Origin of the sequence: Xanthomonas sp. D-99 (assembly GCF_017746145.1) — a bacterium.
GTDB lineage: Bacteria > Pseudomonadota > Gammaproteobacteria > Xanthomonadales > Xanthomonadaceae > Xanthomonas > Xanthomonas cissicola.
Genome location: NZ_JAGHWU010000049.1, coordinates 1 through 5882 on the forward strand (window position 1 = coordinate 1; position 5882 = coordinate 5882).

Here is a 5882-nt window from a genome sequence, read left to right on the forward strand (position 1 = left end):
AGTAACACGGGCCAAAAGTCTCAGACCCTCGAAGGGCTATCGAAGCCGATCATCGACTTCTGCACCCTGGTCTTTGACACCGACAAGGCGGTCAATTTCTTCAAGCGCATGAACGCCCAGCAGATGGTTGCCTACGTCTTCGGCACCTCGGGCAGCATCGTCGCAGGCCCCCTGCAGGAACGGCTCTGGAACTTCAACTACCAGCGCAGCGCCATGCTGATCGATGAGACCTCTAGTGTCTGCGGCCGCATTGGTGTGGCTGACACTGGCGAGGTGTGCATTAGCCTGACAGGGCAGGGCTGCAGCCAGGTCCCGAGCTGGCCCTATGCCGAGCGCATCGCACAGGATCTAGGCGCACACCTGACACGCGTCGATATCGCTATCGATGACCATACCGGCAAGTGGTTCGATGTGCAGCAGTTCCGCGACGCCTACCACGATGGTGCGTTCACCATGAACGGCCGTCCTCCGCACGCGAAGCACATCAGCGACGAGGGCAACGACAAGGGTTGCAGCTTCTATGTCGGTCAGAAAGGCCACAAAGAGCTGTGCATCTACGAGAAAGGCAAGCAGCTGGGCGACCCCGAGAGTGAGTGGACACGTTGCGAGCTGCGTCTCTACGCCAAGCGTATCGATCTGCCCCTAGGCGCGCTGGTCGATCCCGGCAAGTACTTTGCGAGCGCCTACACCGTTCTCGCTGACCTGGTCATCGGTGAGCTGACACGCCTCGAGCTCAAGGAACGCATGGTTAACCCCTCGGTTAAGGCCATGATCGATTTCATCGACACCCAGGCCGGTAGCGCTCTGCGTGTGCTCTGGAATGCGCTCAACACCCGTAGCCACGAATACGCCGTGTCGGTCCTCGATCGCTATCTCACCCATGACGGTGTGCCTGGTCGTTTTAAGAACCTGCAACAGCTCGATCTAGAGATACGGATCTCCAACCAGTTGGATGAGCTGTTCCCTGATTGCGCCGATTGAAATTCGCTGCACGTCGTTATGGCCACCGACGTGGGTAGCAGCAAATGTGGTCAAAAGAATCACCCGGATCGTCGGGATCAATCAAACCTAAAAAGGGTTACACCATGAGCGGAATCAAAGTCACCGTGTTGAATAGTGAAGTCGATGAGCGTGGCGGCACGTTCGAAGATGAGAAGGGCAAGGAGCGCAGTTACACCACGCGCAAGCAGAAATGCCGCCTTGAGGTCGACGGCTTCGTGTATCCCTACGAGGCACGCCTCGAAGACGGCCAGAAGGCCTTTGCACCTGGCGAGTATGAGTTGGATGTCGCCGGCATGCTGCAGGTGAATAAGGGCAACATCGCGTTGGGTAAGTTCGCCAAGCTCAAGCCGCGTCAGGCTTCTCCCGCACGCGCTGCGGCGTAATCCATGGCCGTTCTGATCTACACCACTCATCCCTACGTCGTGCTCGGCTCGGGCTTCGTCCTGGGCGCTCTGACGGTCGGTGCGATGTGGTTCGGCGCAACTCGGAAATAGCCTCATGACACGTGTCCTCACCTGTATCGATGCAGTGCCTGCACAGGACGGCACGTGTTCTCAAACTGCTTGGCTGGATCAATCCAGCTGGGTGGAAATGCTGCCCACGGCGGAACAGGCCAATGTCGTGGGGCCAGCGATTGTAGTCGGCCTCGTAACACTCGCAGCCTTACGGCTAATCATCCCAAGTAAAGGAGAAGACGAATGAACAGCAAGAAGATCCGCGCCCTGGGCGCATATCTGTCCACCCTCGGCAACAAGCCGAAAGCCATCGCGGTTGGTGGTGCTTTTGCCATGGCCGCTCCGTCTGCATTCGCGCAGGCTGCAGCGGGTTTCGATCCGGCAACGATCTTGGCAGCGGTGGCCGCCATGGTTGCGGCGGGCGTGTTGATCTACACCGCGTTTGCGGTGGGTCGTTGGACCATGAAGGCCTTCGGCCTGATCGGCGGCAAGTAAGTAAATCATCGACAGGGCAGGGCGGGGAAACCCGCCCTTTTTTATATGACCGGAACAGTCCTCCTAATTTTCTATTTTATGGCCGGCCGCATCATGGCCGATGGGCTCCGCTGATGCGCTGGGTCGGTCAATATTTCGCGCGTGCGGTTGTGAGGCGAGTTGCGTATGTCGTCGTAGCCGCATTTTGTGGGCTGCTGCTGCAACTTTGTAGTGGCAGTGCGCACGCGGCAGTTGACCAGGGCGAGGCGTACTCGCTCTGCATGCAGTTTGCTAGCGAGATGGTTGCGAAGAATCCGGACATGCGGCGCAACCCGTCGTGCCCGTCGAATAAGCCATTTCAATACACATGCCAATATCAAGCGATCCCCTATCCAGGCGCTTCCCCTTGGTCTATCGACACATGCGGTGATTACAGCTACGACGATCAGTACACCTGTGCCTCTCGTAACTCAAAGAAGCTCGCTGACGCAGCACCCTGGTACACACCACCACCCAGTTGTATTTCCGGATGTCAAGTGCAGGGCACCTCGTTCAGCGCTGATAATGGCGGCGTTAAGACCTATGGCATGAGGGATCGCACCTATAACGGGTCGATCTGTACCCCTACAAAGCCGACTAACGACATCGGCGAATTGCAGGAAGAGAAGGACGACGCCACCAAGGAAAAAGCGCCGGAATGCACCGCGCTGGGATCTGGGCAGACGGCCTGCATGAAGCCGAACGGCGACTATTGCGCAACGGCGTCATCCGGCAAGACGTTCTGTTGGAAGCCCACCGAAACGGGCAAAAAAACCGATGCCACCGATGCGCAAAGCAAGACGCCAAAGGGCGATCCCGTAACGCCGCCGCCGATTCCTCCGCCGGATGGCGAATGGCAGCGCAAAGAAGGGCATCAGCAGACCACGTGCGTGAACAACACATGCACTACCTACAACGTGACCAACTACACGACCGTGCCGTCTGGTACTTCGAAGAACGGCACGGGTGACAACAGCTCCGACGGCTCGGGCAACACGTCCGGCAATGGCAGTACTAGCGGCACGGGGAAGAAGGATGACGACAGCAAGGACAGTGCCAGCGATAGTGGAAATTGCACCACGCCGCCTATCTGTGTTGGCGATACGTTGAAGTGTCTGCATCTGAAATTCACTTGGAAGACGCAGTGCAATACTGATCGCGGCGAAGTGACCGCGGGCGCTACGTGCAGCGATGGTGATGTGCCTGTGTGCGCTGGCAAGAGTTGTAAAGCCGCTGAGTATTCGCAGGTTTTGCAGGCTTGGCGTACCCGGTGCGGCTTGGAGAAGGATCGCGACGCAGCTAAAGCCGATTCTGATCGGGGTTCAGCCGATGCCGCTGGAGACGATGAAAAAGGCGAGATTGCGAAGCTGTGGGCATCTGATGGCAAGCCTGGTCCGCATTTTGATCAGAACCGTCTGAGCATCGGTGGTGGCGACTTGCTCGGCGGCAACATCGACATCATGGGCACGTCATTTACGCTGAACGCGCAGTTCTACGATGCGCTCGCCATCATCAAAAAAATCATCATCGCGTCTGCCATGGTGGCTGCGTTTGTGATCTTGTGGAGGTCCTAATGTCGTGGTTTTCGTTCGATGTTCCGTGGCTGGGCGCGCTGGGCGGACTGCTCAACAAGCTGATGAAGCTCAAGTTGGCGTTGTGGACCGCCAAGGCGCTAGGTGCGCTCGGTCTCGGGTTCGCTGGTAAAGCGTTCGTGTATGACCCGCTCATTGACCAGGCCGTGAGTGCCTGGCAGCTGGTGCCGCCGTTGGCGGCCAACTGGGTGCATGCGCTTGGCCTGGACACTGCTATCTCAATCATCCTCAGCGCGTACGGCATACAGGGCGTACAGCGTGTCTTTCTCACTCGTGCAAACCAGGCTCGCGACGAATGATCGGTGATACCGCCTCTATTTCTCTGTTGACCGGCTTGCCGGGTTCTGGCAAGTCGCTGCGCATGACGCAACGTATTGTCGAGCTGGTGGAGCAGGGCGCACACGTCTACACGTGCAACATCAATGGCATCAGCGTACCCGGCGTCACGCCGTGGGAAGATCCAACGAAGTGGCGCCAGCTGCCTGCTGGCGCTGTTCTGTTCGTCGACGAGGCGCAGCAGTATTTTCGCGCTCGACGCGGCGGTGATCCGCCTGAGTACATCAGCGCGATGGAGACGATTCGCCACCTTGGTGTGCGCCTGGTGCTGGCAACCCAGCAGCCGAACTACCTCGACACGCACCTGCGTGGCCTGGTTGGTTTCCATGAGCATCTGTTGCGCCAGTCCGGCAAGGATCAGACCTTCATCTTCCGCAATCACCAGGTCATGGACGAGGTGCGGTTGGGCCTTAAGCGCATCAAAGGCTTGTACGACTATCAGCTGTGGAAGCTGCCTGAGAAATATTTCCAGTACTACAAGAGCGCGGAGCTGCACACGGTCAAGTACCGCATGCCGTCGTTGATGAAGAAGATCCTGATCACCGGACCGATCGCCATCGTGATGATGCTCAGCGTTTTCGGGTGGCTATTCTGGAAGGGTATCCATGGACGAGCGGAAGCGGAGGAGATGGCCAAGACTGCGCCTGTGGCGCAGCCGGGCCATTCCTCCGCTGGAGCGACCTCGGGAGGCAACGCCAGGCCTGCCATCGCAAGCGGTGAGGATTACATGCGTGCGATCACCCCGATGGTCCAGGACGTGCCTTGGTCAGCGCCAGGCTTCGCGGGACGCGAGTTCCGTGCAGATCCGCACATGTTCTGCATGAGCACCGAGAACAGCTGTCGGTGCGTCACCGAGCAAAACACGCGCGTGGTGGTCCGCGATGACGTATGCCGGGATGTGGCCCGCTGGGGCGAGCCGTACAACCCATATAAGCCGCCCCAGGAGCGGCGCGAGTACGCCAGGGCCGACGAGCGCAAGGAAGATCAGCGCGACAAGCCTGCAAAGCAGCAGGAAACGGCTGCGGGGACGGTGCTCAGCAAAGGTGTGCGGGGTCAGGGCACGTTCCCGGAATCTCCTGGGTATCACCCAAGCACTTACACGCCTGCGACCACACTTGAAATGTAACTTCGTGACGCGTCACATAACTAGCCATTATTAGACTTCCGTGACGCGTCACGATATTATGATCACATCAATTCAGGGGGTAGGGCATGGACACGAAAGAGATTCTCGTCGCCATTCAAGTCGCGGTCTTGGTCGCATTCGGCCTGTTCCGCTGGTTCGCCGCGTTCCGTCGCGAAGCGAAGAAGAAGGCGTAATGTGATGCGTGACGAAAAAGACCCCGGGACCCTAGAAATGCCCCTGCCTGCGAAGCGCGGCAGGCCACCTAAGTACAGCAGCGGCGCAATGTCTGCTGCCGAGCGCGCGAAGCGTTACCGTCAAGGTCTGCTCAATGAAGCTCGCCAGGTCGTGCCAACCATCGTCTTAGACGCCGATGGCGAGCCGCTGCGTGATTCGGCCATTCTGGAAGCGCTGCGCCGCGCCATGCTTAAGGGTGATGGGCGCGCGGTTCACGCCATCATCGACGAACTTCGCCTTCGGTACTGCCGCAAATCGTGACGCTTTACGAAAATAGATATTAGCTGCACCGCATTGGCGCGCCGGCTCGCGTCAATGATTCGAATCCATGTTCTGTTTTAATCAGAAACCGCCCGCCCTGGCACCGCACGCTGTCAGGCAAATACATAACGTTCTTCGGCAGGTCGGTGTGCTGAGTCTCGGTGATGACGTGCGTTTCTACAGTCGGCGGTGGGCAGGGCGTTCGGTCGTTTCGTTCCTGGGTCAGCGCGCTCTTGTTGGCGACCAGGCCGAGCGTTGCACCGATGAAGCCGAGTCCGACGACGAATGTCGATATCTGCCAGCCTGCCTTGTCCATCATCGCCTCCGTGAGAATCCGGCGATTGTAGGGGTGTAGGGGTGTAG

At 58.6% G+C, this 5882-nt stretch carries 8 protein-coding genes; 7 read left to right on the plus strand and 1 reads right to left on the minus strand.

The window, feature by feature from the left end:
- From J7360_RS16230 to J7360_RS16260, 7 genes are all read left to right on the plus strand, one after another.
- On the plus strand, positions 1 to 981 hold a 981-nt coding region (locus tag J7360_RS16230; RefSeq protein ID WP_209034243.1), incomplete at its 5' end, for a replication initiation factor domain-containing protein.
- Positions 982 to 1085: 104 nt separating this feature from the next.
- A complete protein-coding gene (locus J7360_RS16235) occupies positions 1086 to 1385 on the plus strand; it encodes a single-stranded DNA-binding protein (protein WP_209034245.1) in 300 nt (99 codons plus the stop codon).
- 315 nt (positions 1386 to 1700) lie between these two features.
- On the plus strand, positions 1701 to 1952 hold the full coding sequence (locus J7360_RS16240) for a hypothetical protein (protein WP_209034247.1): 252 nt from the start codon (positions 1701 to 1703) through the stop codon (positions 1950 to 1952).
- Between the two features lie 113 nt (positions 1953 to 2065).
- Entirely contained in the window at positions 2066 to 3544 is a 1479-nt protein-coding gene (locus J7360_RS16245; RefSeq protein ID WP_209034249.1) for an A coat protein, read from the plus strand.
- The gene (locus J7360_RS16250; protein ID WP_005997732.1) at positions 3544 to 3861 is read left to right on the plus strand and encodes a DUF2523 family protein; all 318 of its coding nucleotides are present in this window, start codon (positions 3544 to 3546) and stop codon (positions 3859 to 3861) included. Before J7360_RS16245 ends, J7360_RS16250 begins: the two co-directional genes overlap by 1 nt.
- Positions 3858 to 5024, plus strand: coding sequence for a zonular occludens toxin domain-containing protein (locus tag J7360_RS16255; RefSeq protein WP_209034251.1), 1167 nt, complete (start codon positions 3858 to 3860; stop codon positions 5022 to 5024). The genes J7360_RS16250 and J7360_RS16255 overlap by 4 nt, the downstream gene beginning before the upstream one ends.
- A 198-nt stretch (positions 5025 to 5222) precedes the next feature.
- A complete protein-coding gene (locus J7360_RS16260; protein ID WP_209034255.1) occupies positions 5223 to 5519 on the plus strand; it encodes a hypothetical protein in 297 nt (98 codons plus the stop codon).
- A 19-nt stretch (positions 5520 to 5538) separates the two neighbouring features.
- Here J7360_RS16260 and J7360_RS16265 read toward each other — a convergent pair.
- The coding region (locus tag J7360_RS16265; protein ID WP_244667821.1) for a hypothetical protein at positions 5539 to 5882 on the minus strand (344 nt) is incomplete at its 5' end.

Excerpts from the sequence above, each read along its gene's own strand:
- J7360_RS16250 (WP_005997732.1), top strand. The coding sequence starts at position 3,544 with ATGTCGTGGTTTTCGTTCGATGTTCCGTGGCTGGGCGCGCTGGGCGGA.
- J7360_RS16245 (WP_209034249.1), top strand. The coding sequence starts at position 2,066 with ATGCGCTGGGTCGGTCAATATTTCGCGCGTGCGGTTGTGAGGCGAGTT.
- J7360_RS16260 (WP_209034255.1), top strand. The coding sequence starts at position 5,223 with ATGCGTGACGAAAAAGACCCCGGGACCCTAGAAATGCCCCTGCCTGCG.
- J7360_RS16255 (WP_209034251.1), top strand. The coding sequence starts at position 3,858 with ATGATCGGTGATACCGCCTCTATTTCTCTGTTGACCGGCTTGCCGGGT.
- J7360_RS16240 (WP_209034247.1), top strand. The coding sequence starts at position 1,701 with ATGAACAGCAAGAAGATCCGCGCCCTGGGCGCATATCTGTCCACCCTC.
- J7360_RS16235 (WP_209034245.1), top strand. The coding sequence starts at position 1,086 with ATGAGCGGAATCAAAGTCACCGTGTTGAATAGTGAAGTCGATGAGCGT.